Source organism: Xenorhabdus mauleonii, from assembly GCF_900113945.1.
Classification (GTDB): domain Bacteria; phylum Pseudomonadota; class Gammaproteobacteria; order Enterobacterales; family Enterobacteriaceae; genus Xenorhabdus; species Xenorhabdus mauleonii.
In genome coordinates this window covers 22,680-43,177 of sequence record NZ_FORG01000015.1, presented here as the reverse complement: position 1 = coordinate 43,177, position 20,498 = coordinate 22,680, and the positions used below count along the sequence as shown (strand labels likewise).

The following is a 20,498-nucleotide window of genomic DNA, read 5'->3' as shown; positions in this document are numbered from 1 at the left end:
CTTAGGCAATGACATTCAGTTGCTTGCCAATGCGTGTAAATGCAGCAACTACATGTTCAATTTGTTCTTCTGTGTGAGCTGCCGAGATTTGGGTTCGGATACGAGCCTGACCTTTAGGAACAACCGGATAGAAGAAACCAATCACATAGATGCCTTCTTTCAGCAATTCAGCCGCGAATTCCTGCGCCAATTTCGCATCCCCCAGCATAACAGGGATAATGGCATGATCTGCACCTGCCAACGTAAAGCCTGCCGCAGTCATTTTTTCACGGAATAAATTTGCATTTTTCCAAAGGCGGTCACGCAGATCATCACCATTTTTCAGCATATCCAGTACCTTAATAGATGCTGAAACAATGGCAGGAGCCAATGAATTGGAGAACAAATAAGGACGTGAACGCTGGCGCAGCCACTCTACAACTTCTTTTCGTGCTGCTGTGTAGCCACCAGATGCGCCACCCAAAGCCTTGCCGAGTGTACCGGTGATAATATCAACGCGTCCCATGACATCACAATATTCATGTGTGCCACGGCCATTCTTGCCTACAAACCCAACCGCATGTGAATCATCAACCATAACCAATGCCCCGAATTCATCAGCCAGATCACAGATGGATTTCAGGTCAGCAATTACGCCGTCCATAGAGAATACGCCATCAGTTGCGATCATTATATTTTGCGCACCCTCAGCTTTTGCCTTCTCCAACTGCGCTCTTAATTCCTGCATATCGTTATTGGCATAACGATAACGCTTTGCTTTGCACAGACGGACGCCATCAATGATGGAAGCGTGGTTCAAGGCATCAGAGATAATGGCATCTTCCGACCCAAACAGTGTTTCAAACAAACCGCCGTTTGCATCAAAGCATGAAGAATACAGAATGGCATCTTCCATACCCAAAAATTCAGCTATCTTATTTTCTAATTCTTTATGGGAGTCTTGTGTACCACAGATAAAACGGACAGAAGCCATACCAAAACCGTGGCTATCCATTCCTGCTTTTGCGGCCGTGATCAGGTCAGGATGATTGGCCAAACCTAAATAGTTGTTGGCGCAAAAATTAATGACTTGGCTACCCTCAGCAACAGAAATATTGGCATTCTGGGCAGAAGTGATAATACGTTCACTTTTGAATAACCCTTCGGAACGGGTTTGCTCTAACTGTTCATTAATTTTCTGGTAAAACGACGCTGACATTTTTCTCTCCTGAGTACCTAATAAAGTGAAAGGCGGATGTATTTTACTGATAGATCCTGCCAGTGACGACACAACGAGAAAGATAATATCAACTTTGTAAGGTTGATCACGGCTCAGAAACTGCTATGCGACAATGTTTCAGGATATTCCCCTGTTTAAGCAGCTGTCGTCAGTAGGGTTAAGTGGTATTATACGCCCCCAAAGATATGCCCGATAAGATTCTAATTGCGGCCGGAAGCGCGATTACTTGATAGATATACCCATTGAATTTCAAAGTGCAACGCAACGGCAAGGGAACGAGTTTGCCCAGCCAAAGGCTGGCCTCCGATGAGAGGCAGAAACTTCTCAGTCACCCCCGGAAGCACAGATAACTGAGTGGCCGAGGTGAATAAGTACCGCCAATAAAGCTGCAACTTGAAAGACGACAGGTGTAGGGTATAAAGTGAACAAACTATTTAGAGGTGAGCCAAATGATTATTGTCACTGGTGGCGCAGGGTTTATTGGCAGCAATATTGTCAAGGCACTGAATGATGAAGGCTATAAGGACATTCTGGTTGTTGATAACCTGAAAGACGGTACAAAATTTGTCAATTTGGTTGATTTGGACATCACCGATTACATGGATAAGGAAGATTTCATCGCCAGTATCGTTGCAGGTGACGATTTAGGTGACATTGACGCCATTTTCCATGAAGGTGCTTGCTCATCCACAACAGAGTGGGATGGTAAGTATATGATGGACAATAACTACCAATATTCCAAAGACATACTGCATTATTGCCTTGAGCGTGAAATCCCGTTCCTGTACGCCTCTTCTGCTGCAACTTACGGTGGCCGCAGTGATAATTTCATTGAAGAACGTCAATACGAAAAACCCCTCAATGTTTATGGCTACTCAAAATTCCTGTTTGACCAGTATGTCCGCGATATTTTGCCTCACGCGAATTCCCAAATCTGCGGTTTCCGTTATTTCAACGTGTATGGGCCTCGCGAAGGGCATAAAGGCAGCATGGCGAGCGTTGCTTATCATTTAAACAACCAAATTCACCAAGGGCAAAATCCAAAGCTCTTTGCTGGTAGCGAAAATTTCCGCCGCGATTTTATTTACGTAGGTGATGTTGCTGCCGTTAACTTGTGGTTCTGGAAAAACAGCGTTTCCGGTATTTTTAACTGTGGTACTGGCCGGGCAGAATCCTTCCAAGCTGTTGCAGATGCCGTCACGGAATTCCATAAAGAGAAATCTCCAACACTGGAATACATCGATTTCCCAGAAAAATTAAAAGGTCGCTACCAGGGTTTTACTCAGGCGGATTTGACAAAACTTCGGGCTGCCGGTTATGAAAAACCATTCAAGACTGTTGCCGAAGGTGTCGCTGAATATATGCAATGGCTCAATCAGGATAATTAATCGACTTCTATGAAGATATTGGTGATCGGCCCATCATGGGTAGGTGACATGATGATGTCACAAAGCCTCTACCGCACTTTGAAAGCTTTGTACCCCAATGCAGAAATTGATGTGATGGCGCCGGCATGGTGCCGTCCATTACTGGCAAAAATGCCGGAAGTGAATCAAGCATTAGCCATGCCACTTGGTCATGGTGCCCTTGCTTTGGGGGAACGCCGTCGGCTTGGCGTCGCATTACGGGAAAATAAATACGACCGAGCCTACGTACTGCCCAATTCATTCAAATCTGCACTGGTGCCTTTCTTCTCCAATATCCCACTACGTACAGGCTGGCGCGGTGAAATGCGCTATGGGTTGCTGAATGATATCCGGATATTGAATAAAAGTGCCTTCCCTCTGATGGTTCAACGCTATGTGGCTCTCGCGTACGAAGGAAAGAAAATTCGTGGTGCTGAAGATCTTCCACAACCGCTGTTATGGCCACAGTTGAGTGTCAATGACGAAGAGATTGCAGAATCAACCACGGCATTCAATATTGCTGATCATCGCCCGATTATTGGTTTTTGTCCGGGAGCTGAATTCGGTCCAGCCAAACGCTGGCCTCATTATCACTATGCCGCTCTCGCCGAAGAGTTAATCACTCAAAAAGGCTATCAGGTATTGCTGTTTGGCTCAGCTAAAGATCACCAAGCCGGGGAAGATATTCGTGCACTCTTAAGCGATGATGCCCGTGCAGAATGCCTCAATCTGGCAGGGAAAACCTCACTTGAGCAAGCCGTTAATATCATCGCAGCCTGTGACGCCGTCGTAACGAATGATTCTGGCTTGATGCATGTTGCAGCAGCCTTAAACCGTCCTTTAGTCGCGTTATATGGCCCAAGTAGTCCAGATTTCACTCCTCCGCTCTCCGATAAAGCCGAAGTGATCCGTTTGATCACGGGGTACCACAAAATCAGGAAAGGTGACAGTGACGGTGGTTATCACCAAAGTTTGATAGATATCCAACCTGAAATGGTTTTAGCTTCGTTAGAGAAATTATTACGACCGGAGAACCAGAATTAATGCGTGTTTTAGTGGTAAAAACATCTTCAATGGGGGATGTGCTACATACTCTACCGGCATTAACTGATGCAAGAAATCAGTTTCCTGATATTAAATTTGATTGGGTGGTCGAAGAAGGATTTGCGCAAATTCCAACTTGGCACGATGCTGTAGAAAACGTCATTCCTGTCGCCATCCGTCGTTGGCGGAAAAATTGGTTCAGAGAAGACATTCGCCAAGAGCGTGCTCTATTCCGGCAAAAACTGCTACAACACCAATATGATGCAATCATTGATGCTCAGGGGCTGTTAAAAAGTGCTTTTCTGGTGACTCGACTGGCGAACGGCCCTAAACACGGTTATGACAAAAAAAACATCCGAGAACCCCTTGCAAGCTTCTTTTACGACCATTGTCATGCGGTCAGCAAACAACAGCATGCCGTTGAACGCATTCGAATTTTATTTGCTGAAAGTCTGGGTTATAAAAAACCATTGGAGCAAGGTGATTACGCCATTGCCCGCCATTTCCTGAACCAAAAAACAGGAAACCAAAGCAACTATCTGGTTTTTCTCCATGCAACAACTCGCGATGAAAAACATTGGCCTGAAAATCATTGGCGACAACTTATCGCGGAAATCGAATCAACAGGTATGCGAATCAAACTGCCATGGGGCGCAGAGCATGAACACCAACGGGCAATCAGGCTAGCCGAAGGATTTTCCCATGTTGATATCCTGCCGAAATTAACACTTGCTGAAGTTGCTCGAGTCCTTGCTGGTGCAAAAGCCGTGGTATCCGTTGATACCGGGTTGAGCCACCTGACCGCGGCACTTGATCGGCCCAACATTACATTATTTGGGCCGACAGATCCGGGACTGATTGGGGGATACGGGAAAGAGCAATATCCCCTGAAGTCCGTGGATTGTACGATGCAGGGTGTTGGGCCATTGGAGGTTATGCAATTATTGAAAGAAATTTCTACACCAACAAAATAAGTGCGGTTTTAGATAATCCACATAGGATAAATTTATAAATTCAAGTTGTGGATATGACTCCCAGTGACTAAAAGAATATGAAGGTTTTATGAAAATTAATAACAAAGACAAAATCAAAGTAGGGTTAATTGTTGATGAATTTTTCGGTGCCGCTAATACTAGATTCGGTGGTTATGGTTATTTAGCACGTAATTATATAGCTAAGTACTTGCCAAATAAGGAATTGGAAATCGATGTTCTACTAGGGAAAGGAAAAAATCATTTTTCAGCAGAAAAACATACTGTAGATAATATTTCTCTTTATAAACTTCCTCGCAGGAAGTGGTTTGCTCGCCAATGGCTAAAAAAGAAAAATTATGACATCTACTTTAGTGTTGAACTAACATATGATCATGTTATAGAAAATGAACCCAATAAGGATAAAAGATTAATATTATGGATTCAAGATCCTCGTCCAATGTATGAATGGGATGAAATATTCACTGTAAAACTTTTTCCTGAAACATCTTATTATAATCAAAAAATCTATGATTTAGTTCATGATTGGTACAAGCAAGGTAGAGTTAAATTTATATCACAAGCTTATTGTTTGAATGATAAAGCTAAAGATTTATATAAACTAGATTCAAACGTTGATATTGAGTATATTCCAAATCCTATCGACATTGATGAGAGTTTTGATGTAACTACTCATAAAAAAAAGGATATGATTATATTCTTAGGCAGAATTGCATCAGTAAAACGTGGTTGGTTATTCTGTGAAATTGCAAAAAAAATGCCTGAATATGATTTTTATGTGTTAGGAAAAATATATAGAGATGATGATAAAAACCATGAAATAATGGCAGATTATAAAAAAATAAATAACTTACATTTCACTGGACATCTTGAAGGTGAGAGAAAAAATGCGTTTTTACGTGATGCAAAGATTTTAGTTAACACTTCAATTCATGAAGCTTTACCCGTTTCTTTTCTTGAGGCTTTATCATTTGGTACCTTACTAGTTAGTAACCGTAATCCTGATGATTTAACATCAAAATTTGGTATTCATGTAGGTGATGTTTTAGGGGATGGCTTTGATAAAATAGATTTATTCGTTTCAGCCATTCGCGAATTAATGGAAGATGATACTAAGAGAGAAGAACTTGCTAAACAAGCAGTTGATTATATTAAGAACAATCATAATAATGATGATTTTATATCTAAGGTTCATCAGATTATAAAAGATGAAATAGCTAATTCACAACCGAAATAGCAAGGTGAATTATTACTATTGGTTTTGAAATGTGAATGACGATCACTTATTCAGTGATCGTTAACTTTCAAGTTCATATTATATTAAAAATAAATACTCACTTGTCAATAAGTAAACTTTATTAATTATTCTTTCGATTGTGAACCATCATTGATGGTAAAATCTCACGCTACGCCAATTCACTCACAACAGGTTATCTCTTGACAACCATGTCGATAATTTACCATTTAATGGGTGCTCATCAAACAGAAGATTATTAATTTCAAACAATAATATGCCTATAGGTATGATGTTCATAATATTTGTAACTTGGAAATAAAAAATAAAATAGAATCATACTGATGGTAATTTATTACACTGGAAATATTGTCTTTACTGATTCAACAATAATGTCATCAATATCTTCATTTTCGTGCAACTTTCCATTAATTGCTAATATTTGAATTGCTTCATCATATCCAGGCTCCCATAATTTTTTATTTGATTTAAAATCCTGATAAATTGCAATTAATGGCTTCTTATATGCCGCAGAGATGTGAACAATAGATGTGTCAGGCGATATGATAAGATCCGCTTGTGATATAATAGACATGGTATGATATAATGATTCAGATGGGTACTTATATACACTAGGGAATTCAGTCATATCAATTTTATTCTCATGATCCAAAAAAACCATACTGATATCTTTATAGATAAATCTTAATTTTTCTGTTATTTTCTTAATCTGAACTCTAGACAAACAACGTTCAGCATCCCCTGCGAAAGAATTTATAATAATAACTCTTTTTGATTTTGATTTTAATTCATTAATAATCTCTTGGGTCTTAATATCTATTTCTCCTGGATAATATAAATCATAATTAAAATTACTAACACTTTTATTCAAGGCATGCATTATTTCTCTGGATGTCAACTTCACATGATTTTCATTAAAATCAAAACATATGTTCTTAGTATAACAATTTAACCATTTCTCCTTATTAAATCCAATTACATTTTTTGCATTTATTTTCTTAAATAACTTCAATCTGTGAATAGGAGTATCAAACAAAGATGTATCAATGACAAGATCATAATTGTTGCTTTTTAGAATATTTATAGTTTCTTCAGGTATATTATGAAAATAGCTTTTTATAAAAGATGGTGTATCAATATTATCAGCAAGATAGATATCTCTAATATAGGGATTATGCTTTAATATAATACTATTGGTTATCGTTGCCAATACATCGACCTGATACCCTGACTTATTCAGCTCTCTCAGTAAGATAGTATCAACTATCATATCACCAATTTTTCCCTCATTACGCAATAACAGTACAGACTCGATGATATTAATATCGAAAGAATTTTTCCTATTCTTATCCCAAATAAGTTTCGCAACAAGTAACCGCATATAATATCTAAAATCTTTCATCAGATAATTTCGCTTGCGATTCCAAGCTCTTAATGTTGAAAATCTTTTTCTTTTCATAAAATTATCCTAAATTAAATTATTAACAGTGAGCGTATATTAAGCAATCCGCCTTTATATTTTAAACAAAAAAGATGCTCTTAGCTAAATAATGTTAATTAATAATTTAAGATGATTTTATTTATCTAATAAAATCAATCAATTAATTATGATGCAATTCATCCATGAATATTAACTTCTCTTTCTTTATGTTACAAAATAGCTAATGGAAGAGAAAATCATTGCTCATATATTAATTGATAATACTCCGCCAATGTCATTCCCTGCACCAATGGTTTCAAAAACTCAAATAACCCTTCCAAATCCTGATACAACTGCTCTATCCGTTCTTCATTCTGAAAAGTCGGGCTCCCGCCCGGCATAAATTCAGATGAATGCAGCATAAATTCAACATAATCACTGCCAGACACTAATGTTTTCTGAACCACTTCTTTCATTTGTTCCAAATTTCCACCTTTTGGACGTAACCAATTGACCGATGGTGAACGCAGCTTGCCTCGCAAATAATCATATTGTTGCTTAATAAAATTCATTAATGGAGCGTGCTTATATTGAATGCTCATTGGCACTTGCAACAAAGAAGAATCTCCTTCTTTGGATATATCCTGAAGATCCATAAAATAAGCATGGGTTGGAAAACGACTGTAATCGGTTCCACCCTTTCCGCTAGGATCGCCTTTAGTTAAGCTCCAATTAATCTTTGGAGTAACGGAACAATCCACCTGATAGCCATATTCGAGCAATAATTGTGCATAATATTCATTGAATGCCCAACGGCCAGCACGATGGCTCAGCATTTTAGTCTGAAGTTTTTCTTCCAACAGATTGGTCATAAAATCAATTTTTGCTTTAATTTGATCTTGCGGATACTCAATCAAATAAGGCTTATAATGCATGTCGTCATCCGTGAGAGGAACAATGGGAGGACTATTCCATGCGTGCAAATGCATACCAATTTCTCCCGTATTTCTGGCAATCACATCTTTAGCAAATTCGATGTAATGATCATCCATTGCCATTTCATAGTTGGTTAGCCAAACAGGTTTGAACCCAAAACGTTCGCAGAGATTTTGAAATCTTGGTAGATAACGCGTATTTTTTGTCGAGATTTTTTCGCGGTTCTGCCACAGATCATCACCTTCGGTGTCGATCGTGATAATAAAAGCAGGTAATGACATGGATATGCACCAAAGTGTGATAATAATAGTTGCCTTAATGGTACGCATAGCAGATAAATAGCGCAATTAGAGAAAGATAACTATCTGATAAAATGTAAGCTCTATCCGGCACAATGGCTTTGCCAAAGTTAGCATCTATTGATTGATGTTCACAAAGATTAACACGCTATGACTTTCACATTCAGATCACCATTTACACAGATATTCTAAAGAACTGAGCACATGGCTTCAAAAAACAAAAAAGTTAAACAAATTCTGGTGATAAAACTACAACATCATGGTGATATGTTACTGACAACTCCCGTTATCAGCACGCTCGCCTTTCACTATCCAGATGCCAAAATTGATGTACTGCTTTATCAAGAAACGTTACCTATGCTGGAAAACTCAACAGAGATTTCCCGTATTTTTTCGATAGATAGAAAATGGAAGCAATTGGGCACAAGAAAAAAGTTATCCCATGAATGGAAGCTGCTAAAAGCATTGCGGCAGCAACACTATGATTTAGTTGTTAATCTTGCTGATCAATGGCGGAGTGCCTTTATCGCTCGTTTCACAGGTGCGCCCACTCGTCTGGCCCTTGATTTCCCGAAAAGACAAAATTGGAAATGGCGTTTTTTCCACACTGACATTATTTCTACCGATGACCATGATTCTCTACATACGGTAGAGCAAAACCTTTCTATCCTGAAGCCATTGCAACTCCCCTCCCTCATTACTAAAGTAACAATGAGCTATGACAGTGAGGATTTACATTGGGTAAATAACACGCTCACTGAACATAATTTTTCAGAACAATATATTGTTATCCAACCGACATCTCGATGGTTCTTTAAATGTTGGGATGAGAAGAAAATGGCAGAAGTGATAACTTCATTATTGAATGATGGACATAACATTATTATTACTTCTGGGCCTGATGAGCGAGAATTGGAGATGGTAAAAACCATTATTGCATATTGCCATGATAATAAAGGAAAGATCCTCTCTCTCGCAGGAAGGTTAACTTTACCTAAACTTGCCGCTCTAATTAATCAAGCTAAACTATTTATTGGCGTAGATTCAGTACCCATGCATATGGCTGCTGCGTTAAAAACACCTTGCATAGCGTTATTTGGTCCATCTAAGCTAACATTCTGGAAACCTTGGGAATCTATTGGCGAAGTCATTTGGGCTGGTGACTATGGTGATATTCCTCATCCAGACGACATAAAAACTCACACAAATAAACGTTATTTAGATCTTATCCCCGTAGACGCCGTCATTTCAGCAGCAAGGAAATATATTTCATGAAACCATTGCGTTTAGCCATTGTTCGCCAAAAATACCGCCCAGATGGCGGGGCTGAACGTTTTATTTCAAGGGCTCTGGAAGCGCTGGAACACGGACAACTTGAACTTAATGTCATTACACGTTCTTGGTTGGGAGAAAATAATCCCAACTGGCGGATTCATCTCTGTGACCCGATTAAATATGGAAGAATCAGTCGCGAAAAAGGTTTTGCCAAATCAGCGCGAAAATTATGGCAACAAGAACAGTTTGATTTAGTTCAAAGCCATGAACGCATTGCTGGCTGCGACATTTATCGGGCCGGAGATGGCGTACATAAACGTTGGTTGCTTCAGCGCGCACGTATCCTGCCAGCATGGAAAGCGAAATGGCTGTTAAACGATCGATATCACCGCTATGTGATGAATGCAGAAGCTGAAATGTATGCAGATCCGTCATTAAAAAAGGTGATTTGTAACGCCGAAATGGTGAAAAAAGAAATTATCGACGAATTTGGCGTAGCCGAAGATAAAATCGCCGTCATCTATAATTCTATTGATAACACAAAATTCTTTCCTGCCGACGAACAATTGCGTTTGCAACTCAGACAACAATATCAAATCCCACTCGCTGCCAAGTGTTTGATCTATGTCGGTTCTGGATTTGAACGAAAAGGATTATCAGTAGCCATTCAAACCGTGGCAAAAACAGAGAGTTATTTATTAGTCATAGGCAAAGACAAAGAACAGAAAAAATATCAGGAAATGGCAAAAACGCTGGGATGTGATCACCGTATCCGCTTTATGGGATTACAAAAAAATACTTTACCCTTTTATCAATTGGCTGATGCTTTATTGTTACCCACACTCTACGATCCATTCCCCAATGTGATTCTGGAAGCTATGGCTTGTGGGTTGCCTGTCATTACAAGCACAACCTGCGGAGGAGCGGAATTTATCACCGAAGGGAAGAACGGTTTTATCTGCGATGCCCTTGATATTGCAAAATTAAGGGATGCAGTCCATGGTATCCCTGATAATATATTTGGAACAGATATGTCTATTGCAGCCAGAAATCAAATAATGACAGTCACGCCTGAAAATTTATCTCGACAGTTAACTGAACTTTATCAACGAGTTTTAGCATAGTGAAAGAACACATTCTTTTTATTATTGACGGATTACCTGGCGGGGGAGCTGAAAACGTAACTCTTCGCCTTGCGTCTGGTTTGAATAAATCGGGCTATCAAATTTCATTACTTTCACTCAATACTCAGTTGGATTACATCATACCTGAAGGGATTCATTACATTGTCAGTGCAGATAATTACCAAGGACCATTGAGAAAACTTAAGGAGATAAGCCGTAGAGCAAAAAAAATGGATAAAGTGTTACTTGAGCTTTTCCAACAAAAAGGCAAGCCAGCTCTTGTGGTTTCTAATCTTCATAAAACTGACCGTATTGTCGTCAAATCAAAAACATTAAAAGAATGCAATGTATGGCATTGTATTCACGGCATTTTTTCTCAATCCTATTTGAGCAATAAAAGCGGGCTTTCTTATTGGATAAAAAAAGAAAAAATAAAAAAAGTTTATGAAAATAGAAAGCTCGTCTGTGTCTCCAATGCAGTTGGTGACGATCTGCTAAAAAATATTTCGATACAGCCCCAGAAGTTAAAAACCATCTATAACCCTTTTGACTTTACCGAAATAAGAGAAAAAGCATCAGAAACAAATCCTTATCATGGTTTGGATTACATATTGCATGTTGGACGTTTTCATCAAGTAAAACGCCAGGATAGGCTAATTGATGCATTTGCAAAGGCTAATATTCCATGCAAGCTGCTCATCGTGGGGCAGGGCACAAAAACAATGGAAGAACAGCTCAAAATGAAAATTCATGAGCATAGGTTAGATGATAAAGTCATTTTGGCTGGTTTCCATGCTAATCCGCACCCTATTATCAATGATGCAAAAGCGGTTGTTATCAGCTCAGATAGCGAAGGGTTACCAACGGTCTTAATTGAAGCGTTAATATGCCATACCCCTGTTGTCAGTACAGATTGCCCCGGAGGGGTCAGGGAAATAATGACAGGTGAGTTGGGACAATATCTGTCCGCTCTCGATCCCGATGCTTTGGCAAAAAAAATACAGCTCGTTTACGATTCGCCACCACTAATCACAGATGATATGTATGACAAGTTTGATGCACGCTATATACAGAAACAATATCTTGAATTAATAGAGGAATAGCCAAGCGATGCTTGGTTATGGCTAAACAGGGTTGTATTTTACACACTTTCTTCGAGTCAATGTGATATTATACCCGCAGTCTATGTCAGTGAATTTGATAGAATGTTGCTTCGTTTATATCAGGTACTTCTCTACCTTATCCAGCCCATTATCTGGTTACGTCTGCTGCTGCGCAGCCGCAAATCCCCTGCGTATCGTAAACGCTGGGGAGAACGTTATGGTTTTTGTGCCAAGAAGGTGACTCCAGGGGGAATTTTACTTCACTCCGTTTCTGTTGGAGAGACACTGGCCGCCATTCCATTAGTGCGGATCTTGCGGCATCATTACCCTTTTTTGCCCATTACTATCACCACCATGACGCCAACAGGCTCTGAGAGGGTTCTATCTGCACTTGGGGCTGATGTTAACCATGTATATCTTCCCTACGATTTACCGGGCTCAATGAGCCGGTTTCTAGATAACATCAACCCCAAGTTGGTGATCATTATGGAAACTGAACTGTGGCCCAATCTGATCACACAATTGCACCAGCGTGAAATTCCTCTGGTTATCGCCAATGCACGCTTATCAGCCCGTTCGGCAGCGGGATACCAGAAAATTAACGGTTTTATCAAAACCATCTTAAATAAAATAACCCTAATCGCTGCGCAAAATCAGGAAGATGGCGAACGTTTTATCGAACTAGGATTAAGACGCTCTCAACTTTCAGTGACGGGTAGCCTTAAATTCGATATTTCCGTTACACCTGAGCTGGCAGCAAAAGCTCTCACATTACGCCGCCAATGGGCTCCCCATCGCCCCGTCTGGATAGCAACCAGTACCCATGATGGTGAAGAAAGCATTATCCTGGAAGCCCATTGTAAACTGCTTAAGCAATTTCCTGATCTTTTACTGATTTTGGTTCCTCGCCATCCTGAACGCTTCAGCAAAGCTGCAGAGTTAACGCAAAAAGCCGGATTGAACGCGATATTGAGAAGTACCGGAACGGTTCCGGATGCCGATGCGCAAGTCGTTATTGGGGATACCATGGGTGAGCTAATGCTCCTGTATGGCATTGCTGACTTGGCTTTTGTCGGTGGCAGCTTGGTAGAGCGTGGAGGGCATAACCCATTGGAAGCAGCAGCGCATGCTATCCCGGTGATTATGGGGCCGCATACATTCAATTTTAAAGATATCTGTGCCAAGTTGGACAAAGCTGATGGGCTCATTACTGTCACTGATAGCCAATCGTTAAATTCAGCCATTTATAGCCTGCTGACAGACGAAGACTATCGCCGCTATTATGGGCACCATGCCGCAGAGGTTTTGCACGAGAATCAAGGGGCTCTTCAGCGCTTACTAAAATTACTGGAACCTTATCTCCCGCCAAGGAGCCATTGATGAATGCCAAAAAACGCCTGTCAGTGGTCATGATTGCCAAAAATTCAGCCGATTTAATTACCGATTGCCTGCTTTCCGTAAATTGGGCAGATGAAATCATCGTGTTAGACTCCGGCAGTACAGATGCAACCTGCCAAATAGCCCGTGAGATGGGAGCAAAAGTTTACTCCAATACACAATGGCCCGGCTTTGGGCGCCAACGGCAACTAGCACAATCCTACGCCAGCGGTGATTATGTTTTTATGATCGATACCGATGAACGCGTAACGCCAGAGTTAAGGGCATCTATCGAGCATATTCTGGCAGCTCCGGATGCTGACCCGGATACCAGTAATAAAGTCTATAGCTGTGCTCGCCTCAATCTGTTTATGGGGCGATTCATGAAACACAGCGGTTGGTATCCTGATAGGGTTATTCGCCTCTATCGCCGTGAACATTACCAATATAATGACAATCATGTTCATGAATCCCTTGATACTCAAGGTGCAACCATCGTGGCACTAAACGGTGATTTGCGTCATCTAACCTGCCGCAATTTAATGGAATTTCAGCAAAAACAATTGAATTATGCGAGGGATTGGGCGAAACATCGTTATGAGCAAGGCAGAAAAACCCATTATTTTGCTATCATAAGCCATACATTAGGTGCCTTCTGTAAAACCTGGCTGTTAAGGGCTGGGTTTCTTGATGGTAAGCAAGGGTTAATATTGGCAATCGTAAATGCCCAATATACATTCAATAAATATGCTGCACTTTGGGAACTGACTCAAACAAAGAGTAAAAAAAATGAAAAGAAAAGCGATTTATCCCGGCACCTTTGATCCCATCACTTACGGTCACCTTGATATCGTCACTCGCGCCGCAAACATGTTTGATCATGTATTACTGGCTATCGCCAACAGCGACAGAAAAAAACCGATGTTCAATCTGGAAGAGCGTGTTGCATTAGCAAAAGAAGTCACAGCTCATTTGGAGAATGTCGAAGTTGTTGGATTTAGTGAACTCATGGCTAATTTTGCCAGAAAAGAACAGGCGACCATTTTGATTCGTGGCGTGCGCTCTGTTTCTGATTTTGAGTATGAGTGCCAGCTTGCCAATATGAATCGCCACTTTACGCCGGAATTGGAAAGTGTCTTTTTATTGCCATCTCAGAAACTGTCTTTTGTTTCATCATCCTTAATCAAGGATGTTGCATATCATGGTGGCGACGTCTCATCCTTCCTGCCTAAACCCGTTGAACACGCAATGTTACAAAAATTAGGCAAGTAATACGACCAGTGAACGGGTTATCGGGGGCAACTATCATTCTCCGCCCCCTATATTGCTAATGCTGACACTGGCGGCAAAAAAACGTGCTACGCTGCCCCAACTTTATACTCTCAATTTTTTCACCACATAGCGGACAAAGTTCACCCTTTTTGCCGTAAACAAACAATTCCTGAGCAAAGTATCCTGGTTTACCGTCTGATTGCAGAAAATCTTTCAGCGTCGTTCCGCCTTGTTCAATAGAACGGCGTAAAATTTGTTTGATAATATCAGCCAGTAAATAGGCTTCTTGCTGTGTCAGTGAACTCGCCGGACGCTCAGGTAGGATGCGCGCAACGAACAAAGCTTCATTGGCATAAATATTTCCAACACCAACAACAACTTTGTTATCCATCAACCAAGGTTTGATGGCAGTTTTTTTATTGCGGGAAAGAGAATATAGATATTCACCATCAAATTGTTCAGAAAGAGGCTCTGGGCCTAAGTGAGTCAGTACGGAGCACTCATCAAGATTATCGCTCCATAGCCATGCGCCAAAGCGTCTGGGATCAGTATAACGGAGAATTTTACCATCAGCCATAACCAAATCGACGTGATCATGTTTTTCCGGCAGATGTTCATGCAACAAAATGCGTAAACTACCAGACATTCCCAAGTGAATAATTATCCATCCTTCAGGCAGCTCAAGAAGCAAATACTTTGCCCGCCGCTGGACACTGAGAACCGGCCTCTCAGAGAGTTTCATGATCTGCTCGGAAACAGGCCAGCGCAAACGCGAATTCCTGACCTCGACATATTGGATAACATTACCAACCAAATGAGGTTCAATCCCTCTCCTGCTGGTTTCCACTTCTGGCAACTCCGGCATACCGACTCCTTGAATAATTTATCTACAGCGTTACATCTAAGCAGATAACAATACCGTTTTCATGTATTATTTGCAGCCAGATTTGATGGGATAGTTGAGAAAACAGGTTAATCACTATGCTTAATATAAAAAATGCTTTTGACCTTAATAACAACAAGAAATCCTTGTGGAACTTATCCATTGTAGGGTTGTACATTATTCTTGTATATCTCCCTGATATCACAAGGTATAAAAATCTTGTCATGATCCTGATCGGCATAACCGCGCTATATTATTTGGTAAAAGATTATCGCCAAGTAATCAGCACTCTGCGCAGTCATCTATTCTTATCCATTGTGCTGTTTGTTTTGGCTATGTTCTATTCTGTCGGGATATCCATCGATCCTGCGCTGAGTTTCAAAGAAATGAACAAGCCTATCTTGAATGGATTGCTAATATTCAGCGTTACCTTTCCCATTGTGCTTTATCGAGAGAGCAAAAAAGATATCGCGAAAATGATCCTCATTGCTTTTATCGCCGGCATGGTTGCTATTTCTCTGGCAGATATTGCGAAATACATTATCAATTACCATACCACTGGTGAAATGCCATTCACGAATTTTAATCATCGTGAATTTTCCTACGGATTTATTTTTTATTTCCCTGTATTGCTATGCAGCTGGGCGTTATGGAAAAAGCATTCTTTGTTAAGCTGGTTCCTACTGATGGCTTCTTCCGCAATTAGCCTATTCTTATTGCTCGGAACCCTGGCTCGCGGTGCCTGGGTTGCCGTTGCAGTGGCCACCGTATTAATCATTGCCATTAATAGAGAATGGAAACTTGCCATTGCTGCAACGATATGTCTGAGCTTATTAGCTGGAATAACACATTGGTCAGCCACTTCCAATCCCAACACTCAGCTACTACTCCATAAACTTACCCAAACAGACAGCAGTTATCGCTATCATAATGGAACCCAGGGCTCAGCTTGGTCTTTGATTACGGAAAATCCAATTAAAGGATATGGTTTTGGCAATAAAATTTATCATCAAATATACAATAGCCGCGTAGCCGATTACCCTGACTGGACGTTCAGAACTTCAATTGGCCCACATAATGTCTTTTTGTCACTTTGGTTTTCAGCTGGTATTTTCGGCCTGATAACAACACTATTGATGACATTTTCAGCATTATTTACCGGAAGAGCAATCATCCGGCAACATAGCGCTATTATTCAACAAGCTGGACTTATTCTTCTGACAGCATTTATTGGGTTATTCATCGTTAGAGGTGCTTTTGAAAATGCCTATATTAATGAAATAGGTATCTTATTTGGCTTAATGATTGCGCTATCCAAAAAAGCCACCGATAAAAAGGCTGGCTAATCAATAAATCCAGCCCATACATCACCAATGTTTTGGGCTGGATTTATGCACATCATTTGCTTCAAATTAATAATCACAGGGATAATTTTTCTGCCATCACGCCCGTAATCAGTTTTGCACGCTGATCCCAGTTAAAGCGTGCCGTAATTAATTGTTGAGAATGATCAACTTTTGCTGCCAATTCAACAGGATGATGAATCAACCATCGGATCTGCTCAGCAAAACTTTCTGCATTTTCACTGTCAGCAAAATTGACGGCCCTTTCATCGACGGCGTCTCGAATGGAAGGGAAATCAGAAATAACAACAGGTTTGCCCATTGCCATATATTCAAAAAGTTTGAGAGGGGATGTATAACGGCTGCCAATGCTGGTTTTTGTCAATGGCAGAACACAAATATCACTATCGGCAATAACCTGAAAACGATTTTTAGGTTGAATAAAACCGAGGAAATTAACTTTATCACTTACACCAATCTGCTTAGCGGTATGCTTCAATTTTGAGATCTGTTCGGTAGTACCACCTGCAATATTCAATACAGCATCATCGAGGTAAGACATCGCTTTCAACACCGTAGGAACCCCTTTCCAACGATGTAAACTTCCCAGATACAAGACTTGGGTTGGACGTTTATTTTCTCCGCCAGATAGTGTTTGTTGCACCGACTCAACCGCCAGTATATCAACACCATCAGGAGCCACGACAATCGGTGTTTTCACACCATATTCCTGATAGATATCCTCCCTCAACAACGAAGTCAGGGTAAAAATAACCTGAGACTTACCATAAACCTGCCGTTCAATTTTCTTCAATTTTTGATATTTGCGTTGGTTTTGGCGTCTTAGCAAATCATGGGATTCTTTAAATGATTGAGCGAATATTTCATGGCTTTCAAAGAAATGAGGGATTTCCGGATGTTTGCACAACAAATAGTTTGCCATTTTAATATTGCGGGTGAAAATGGCATCAATCTTATGTTCTTTAAGCCATTTCGTTACCTGAAAATAAAACAATTTCTGTGTATTCAGCGGGAAATACCATTTCCTACGAATATTATGCAAAGAGATTAATTCCACAGAAGGTGGCAATGGCCTATCAATGATCTCCTCAACACAATTTTGTCCTTTCGGCGTGATTAGACACACATGATGCCCCTGACGCGCAAAAGCATCTACATTTTGCAAAATCTGCAATGAGGCCACTCGGTAATCAGGCACTGGATAAGGATCAATATAGGCTATTTTCATTATTTTTTTATGGCACTCAATAAACGAATAGCAGAATGTTCCCAAGTATACAGGGACTCAATCCTCTGGCGAGCACATGCGCCCATACGTTTTCCTCTATCAGGCAAGGATAAAAGATGATTGACTGCGTCAGTAATGGCTTTGGCATCTCCCGGGGCGACCAGAATACCTGCATTATTCTCATTGCCAACGACTTCAGGTATCCCACCAATATAACTGGCGATCACGGGGCGTCCACATGCCATCGCTTCAGCAATTGTAATGCCGAATGCTTCATCACCAATACTGGGAAAAATACCCGCATTTCCCGCAGCATAAAACTCAGGTAATTGATCATGATTGACTGACGGATGGAAAATAACAGATTTTTCCAACCGCAGATCGGAAACCCGCTTTTTCAGTGACTGCAAATTCTCACCATGACCAATAATCAATAGCTTCACATCCTGCTCCCGCAGCAAAGCCATTGCATCAATAGCCACCTTCATGCCTTTCCAACCCACCAATCTACCAGCAAAAGTTAACAAAAATGTTTCTTCACTAATACCCAGTCGGGTTCTGACATCAGAGTCAGCAGGCTTGAATTTATCAATATCTACACCATTATAGATGACTCTTGGGAATTGCTTAAAATGATGCTGTATCTGCCAGGCATTAAAATGGCTGCATGCAACCCATGCGGATATTTTTTTGCCTAAGATGCGATCCCCTTTAAAAAAACTGGTGCCACCACTCATATAGCAAAACTTTGTATGAGAGGTTTCAGGTATCATTCTGGGCCAGAAAAAATCAAAGGGCTTTGTTAAAACCACCCAATCAAATTCTTCAGCAATCACCGTTTCGCGGGCATGCCGGGCAAAAGAGTAACGTTCAACAATGCGTTGAAAACGGCGCCCAATGTTAATTACCCGCTCCCTGGGGGTAAAGGGGAATGTATGCACATGGATATTCCGATCACCCAATGCAGGTCGAACATCCCCCGTGCCGCCGAAAATATGGATTTCATGCCCCGCATCTGTCAACGCTTTAGCCAACTCCCAAACAGCCGTTTGAATTCCGCCATAAGACATCGTAACGGTAACATCGATAAACCCTATTTTCATTTTATTCATTATCCTTTCGTTTACTTTCCAGCAGTCTCTTTGCAGAATGCCAAACTTGCTCCACCGCTATTGCTGACATTGTGTCTTGACGAGTTGCCTGCTGATAATCTACCGGATGTTCAATTACCATTAACTTGGGATGTTGCTGGGGGGCAAGAAAACGGCCCGGATGAAAGCTATGATACAAAGCAACCATAGGTATCCCCAATGCCCCTGCCAGATGAGTCGTTCCCGTATCCACACCAATGTATAGATCGAGTTGGCTCATGATTGCCGCATTCTGCCGCATTGTTGTTTGACCCGCCAACGACGTACATCTGTTTGCTCCCAGTTTGTCAGCCAGTTTTTGGGCACTCTCTTCACCCTCTTTGCTGCCCAACAACAAAATATGCGCATGCGGGTAATCACAATAAATACGCTGGGCAAGCTCGTGAAAGTATTCAACTGGCCAGTCACGGTAAGCTTTAGCCGGAAAACTCTGTAACTGAAAGCCTATCCGCAATTGATTAACCAATCCTTGCCGCTGAAGAAAATCTCTGGCGTATTCCTCTTCATCTGGATTGACACAATACTGCAAACGCCAATCATTTACTTCAACCCCCAGAACATTTAACAGCAGTGCCCTTTCCTGCTGTGCCAGCATAAGTTGCAAAGGTTTTGCCACCGTATATTCATGTGATTTTTTCTCAGAAATATCCGAGAAATAAATGGTCAAATTTGCTTTACGCTTGGCATATTGCACCAGTGATTTATCGTGACCATAAACTAGCGCCAATTCGTATTGTTGGCGAGAAAACCACCCACACCACTTGGCCTTACCTTTTGAAAAAGCCTTCAATTCATTAATCGTGTCAATGTGTTCTAGTATTTCTTTTGTTTTTTTATGCGCCAATACATCAATATTTGCTGACGGCCATTTTGCTTTCAATGCACGAATAACCGGCGTTACCAGCAAGGTATCGCCAATACGGGCTATATCTATGATCAGAATATTTTTAGGCTGCATAATAATGAATATCAAATAATCAATTCAATCACTGGCTTAAATACTCTATATTGCACACACTATATCGCAAAGTAATTAAATGTTCTATTTACTGACAGATAGCTTTCATCGGCAACAAAAAAACAAAATCATCATATTTTAATTAACTCAGCTAATCAGTGCTCGCTAGCATCATTTCCCGATAAATTTTAA

General features: G+C 40.7%; 18 protein-coding genes. 11 read left to right on the top strand and 7 right to left on the bottom strand.

All coding sequences use genetic code 11. From position 1 onward, the window contains the following. Nucleotide 1: 1 nt before the first annotated feature. Nucleotides 2-1,198, bottom strand: a complete 1,197-nt coding sequence (kbl, locus tag BM100_RS14265) for a glycine C-acetyltransferase (RefSeq protein WP_092512080.1) — start codon at nt 1,196-1,198, stop codon at nt 2-4. A gap of 470 nt (nt 1,199-1,668) precedes the next feature. Here kbl and rfaD point away from each other — a divergent pair, with 470 nt between their 5' ends. From rfaD to BM100_RS14245, 4 genes are all read left to right on the top strand, one after another. Next, the gene (rfaD, locus tag BM100_RS14260) at nt 1,669-2,607 is read left to right on the top strand and encodes an ADP-glyceromanno-heptose 6-epimerase (protein ID WP_092512078.1); all 939 of its coding nucleotides are present in this window, start codon (nt 1,669-1,671) and stop codon (nt 2,605-2,607) included. Nucleotides 2,608-2,616: 9 nt separating this feature from the next. Next, nucleotides 2,617-3,669: an ADP-heptose--LPS heptosyltransferase RfaF gene (gene rfaF, locus BM100_RS14255; RefSeq protein ID WP_092512076.1), complete on the top strand. Its 1,053-nt coding sequence runs from the start codon at nt 2,617-2,619 to the stop codon at nt 3,667-3,669. Beyond that, nucleotides 3,669-4,643: a lipopolysaccharide heptosyltransferase RfaC gene (rfaC, locus tag BM100_RS14250; RefSeq protein ID WP_092512074.1), complete on the top strand. Its 975-nt coding sequence runs from the start codon at nt 3,669-3,671 to the stop codon at nt 4,641-4,643. The genes rfaF and rfaC overlap by 1 nt, the downstream gene beginning before the upstream one ends. Nucleotides 4,644-4,731: 88 nt before the next feature. Next, entirely contained in the window at nt 4,732-5,898 is a 1,167-nt protein-coding gene (locus BM100_RS14245) for a glycosyltransferase family 4 protein (protein ID WP_092512072.1), read from the top strand. A 352-nt stretch (nt 5,899-6,250) separates the two neighbouring features. On the opposite strand, the gene BM100_RS14240 is transcribed toward BM100_RS14245, so the two are convergent. After that, a complete protein-coding gene (locus tag BM100_RS14240) occupies nt 6,251-7,375 on the bottom strand; it encodes a glycosyltransferase family 9 protein (RefSeq protein WP_092512070.1) in 1,125 nt (374 codons plus the stop codon). Between the two features lie 218 nt (nt 7,376-7,593). Then, a complete protein-coding gene (locus BM100_RS14235) occupies nt 7,594-8,553 on the bottom strand; it encodes a polysaccharide deacetylase family protein (RefSeq protein ID WP_092512068.1) in 960 nt (319 codons plus the stop codon). Nucleotides 8,554-8,775: 222 nt separating this feature from the next. Here BM100_RS14235 and rfaQ point away from each other — a divergent pair, with 222 nt between their 5' ends. The 6 genes from rfaQ (at nt 8,776) to coaD (ending at nt 14,722) form a co-directional block, all read left to right on the top strand. Further along, nucleotides 8,776-9,846: a putative lipopolysaccharide heptosyltransferase III gene (gene rfaQ, locus BM100_RS14230; protein WP_092512066.1), complete on the top strand. Its 1,071-nt coding sequence runs from the start codon at nt 8,776-8,778 to the stop codon at nt 9,844-9,846. Then, the gene (locus BM100_RS14225; protein WP_092512064.1) at nt 9,843-10,970 is read left to right on the top strand and encodes a glycosyltransferase family 4 protein; all 1,128 of its coding nucleotides are present in this window, start codon (nt 9,843-9,845) and stop codon (nt 10,968-10,970) included. Before rfaQ ends, BM100_RS14225 begins: the two co-directional genes overlap by 4 nt. Beyond that, entirely contained in the window at nt 10,970-12,073 is a 1,104-nt protein-coding gene (locus tag BM100_RS14220) for a glycosyltransferase (RefSeq protein WP_092512062.1), read from the top strand. Before BM100_RS14225 ends, BM100_RS14220 begins: the two co-directional genes overlap by 1 nt. Before the next feature lie 102 nt (nt 12,074-12,175). Continuing rightward, nucleotides 12,176-13,453: a lipid IV(A) 3-deoxy-D-manno-octulosonic acid transferase gene (gene waaA / locus BM100_RS14215; RefSeq protein ID WP_092512060.1), complete on the top strand. Its 1,278-nt coding sequence runs from the start codon at nt 12,176-12,178 to the stop codon at nt 13,451-13,453. Then, nucleotides 13,453-14,274 carry a glycosyltransferase family 2 protein gene (locus BM100_RS14210; RefSeq protein ID WP_092512058.1) on the top strand — a complete coding sequence of 274 codons (822 nt, stop codon included), beginning with the start codon at nt 13,453-13,455 and terminating at the stop codon, nt 14,272-14,274. Before waaA ends, BM100_RS14210 begins: the two co-directional genes overlap by 1 nt. Beyond that, nucleotides 14,240-14,722: a pantetheine-phosphate adenylyltransferase gene (gene coaD, locus BM100_RS14205; protein ID WP_092512056.1), complete on the top strand. Its 483-nt coding sequence runs from the start codon at nt 14,240-14,242 to the stop codon at nt 14,720-14,722. The genes BM100_RS14210 and coaD overlap by 35 nt, the downstream gene beginning before the upstream one ends. Nucleotides 14,723-14,777: 55 nt before the next feature. Here coaD and mutM read toward each other — a convergent pair whose 3' ends face one another. Then, the gene (mutM, locus tag BM100_RS14200) at nt 14,778-15,587 is read right to left on the bottom strand and encodes a bifunctional DNA-formamidopyrimidine glycosylase/DNA-(apurinic or apyrimidinic site) lyase (protein WP_092512054.1); all 810 of its coding nucleotides are present in this window, start codon (nt 15,585-15,587) and stop codon (nt 14,778-14,780) included. A 116-nt stretch (nt 15,588-15,703) separates the two neighbouring features. On the opposite strand from mutM, the gene rfaL reads away from it, so the two are divergent. Continuing rightward, complete coding sequence (gene rfaL, locus BM100_RS14195; protein WP_092512052.1) at nt 15,704-16,951, top strand: O-antigen ligase RfaL; 1,248 nt, start codon at nt 15,704-15,706, stop codon at nt 16,949-16,951. Between the two features lie 73 nt (nt 16,952-17,024). Here the strand turns inward: rfaL and BM100_RS14190 are convergent, their stop codons facing one another. The 3 genes from BM100_RS14190 to BM100_RS14180 are packed head-to-tail and all read right to left on the bottom strand — an operon-like array spanning nt 17,025 to nt 20,306. Beyond that, complete coding sequence (locus tag BM100_RS14190; protein ID WP_092512050.1) at nt 17,025-18,197, bottom strand: glycosyltransferase family 4 protein; 1,173 nt, start codon at nt 18,195-18,197, stop codon at nt 17,025-17,027. Further along, nucleotides 18,197-19,300 (bottom strand): glycosyltransferase family 4 protein, encoded by a 1,104-nt coding sequence (locus tag BM100_RS14185; RefSeq protein ID WP_092512048.1) that lies wholly within the window; start codon nt 19,298-19,300, stop codon nt 18,197-18,199. Before BM100_RS14185 ends, BM100_RS14190 begins: the two co-directional genes overlap by 1 nt. A gap of 1 nt (nt 19,301) precedes the next feature. Beyond that, nucleotides 19,302-20,306: a glycosyltransferase family 9 protein gene (locus BM100_RS14180; RefSeq protein ID WP_092512046.1), complete on the bottom strand. Its 1,005-nt coding sequence runs from the start codon at nt 20,304-20,306 to the stop codon at nt 19,302-19,304. Nucleotides 20,307-20,498 lie beyond the last annotated feature (192 nt).

What these genes read in the sequence shown, in the direction of transcription:
- kbl (WP_092512080.1), bottom strand. Translation starts at nt 1,198, where the DNA reads ATGTCAGCGTCGTTTTACCAGAAAATTAATGAACAGTTAGAGCAAACC.
- rfaD (WP_092512078.1), top strand. Translation starts at nt 1,669, where the DNA reads ATGATTATTGTCACTGGTGGCGCAGGGTTTATTGGCAGCAATATTGTC.
- rfaF (WP_092512076.1), top strand. Translation starts at nt 2,617, where the DNA reads ATGAAGATATTGGTGATCGGCCCATCATGGGTAGGTGACATGATGATG.
- rfaC (WP_092512074.1), top strand. Translation starts at nt 3,669, where the DNA reads ATGCGTGTTTTAGTGGTAAAAACATCTTCAATGGGGGATGTGCTACAT.
- BM100_RS14245 (WP_092512072.1), top strand. Translation starts at nt 4,732, where the DNA reads ATGAAAATTAATAACAAAGACAAAATCAAAGTAGGGTTAATTGTTGAT.
- BM100_RS14240 (WP_092512070.1), bottom strand. Translation starts at nt 7,375, where the DNA reads ATGAAAAGAAAAAGATTTTCAACATTAAGAGCTTGGAATCGCAAGCGA.
- BM100_RS14235 (WP_092512068.1), bottom strand. Translation starts at nt 8,553, where the DNA reads ATGTCATTACCTGCTTTTATTATCACGATCGACACCGAAGGTGATGAT.
- rfaQ (WP_092512066.1), top strand. Translation starts at nt 8,776, where the DNA reads ATGGCTTCAAAAAACAAAAAAGTTAAACAAATTCTGGTGATAAAACTA.
- BM100_RS14225 (WP_092512064.1), top strand. Translation starts at nt 9,843, where the DNA reads ATGAAACCATTGCGTTTAGCCATTGTTCGCCAAAAATACCGCCCAGAT.
- waaA (WP_092512060.1), top strand. Translation starts at nt 12,176, where the DNA reads ATGTTGCTTCGTTTATATCAGGTACTTCTCTACCTTATCCAGCCCATT.
- BM100_RS14210 (WP_092512058.1), top strand. Translation starts at nt 13,453, where the DNA reads ATGAATGCCAAAAAACGCCTGTCAGTGGTCATGATTGCCAAAAATTCA.
- coaD (WP_092512056.1), top strand. Translation starts at nt 14,240, where the DNA reads ATGAAAAGAAAAGCGATTTATCCCGGCACCTTTGATCCCATCACTTAC.
- mutM (WP_092512054.1), bottom strand. Translation starts at nt 15,587, where the DNA reads ATGCCGGAGTTGCCAGAAGTGGAAACCAGCAGGAGAGGGATTGAACCT.
- rfaL (WP_092512052.1), top strand. Translation starts at nt 15,704, where the DNA reads ATGCTTAATATAAAAAATGCTTTTGACCTTAATAACAACAAGAAATCC.
- BM100_RS14190 (WP_092512050.1), bottom strand. Translation starts at nt 18,197, where the DNA reads ATGAAAATAGCCTATATTGATCCTTATCCAGTGCCTGATTACCGAGTG.
- BM100_RS14185 (WP_092512048.1), bottom strand. Translation starts at nt 19,300, where the DNA reads ATGAAAATAGGGTTTATCGATGTTACCGTTACGATGTCTTATGGCGGA.
- BM100_RS14180 (WP_092512046.1), bottom strand. Translation starts at nt 20,306, where the DNA reads ATGCAGCCTAAAAATATTCTGATCATAGATATAGCCCGTATTGGCGAT.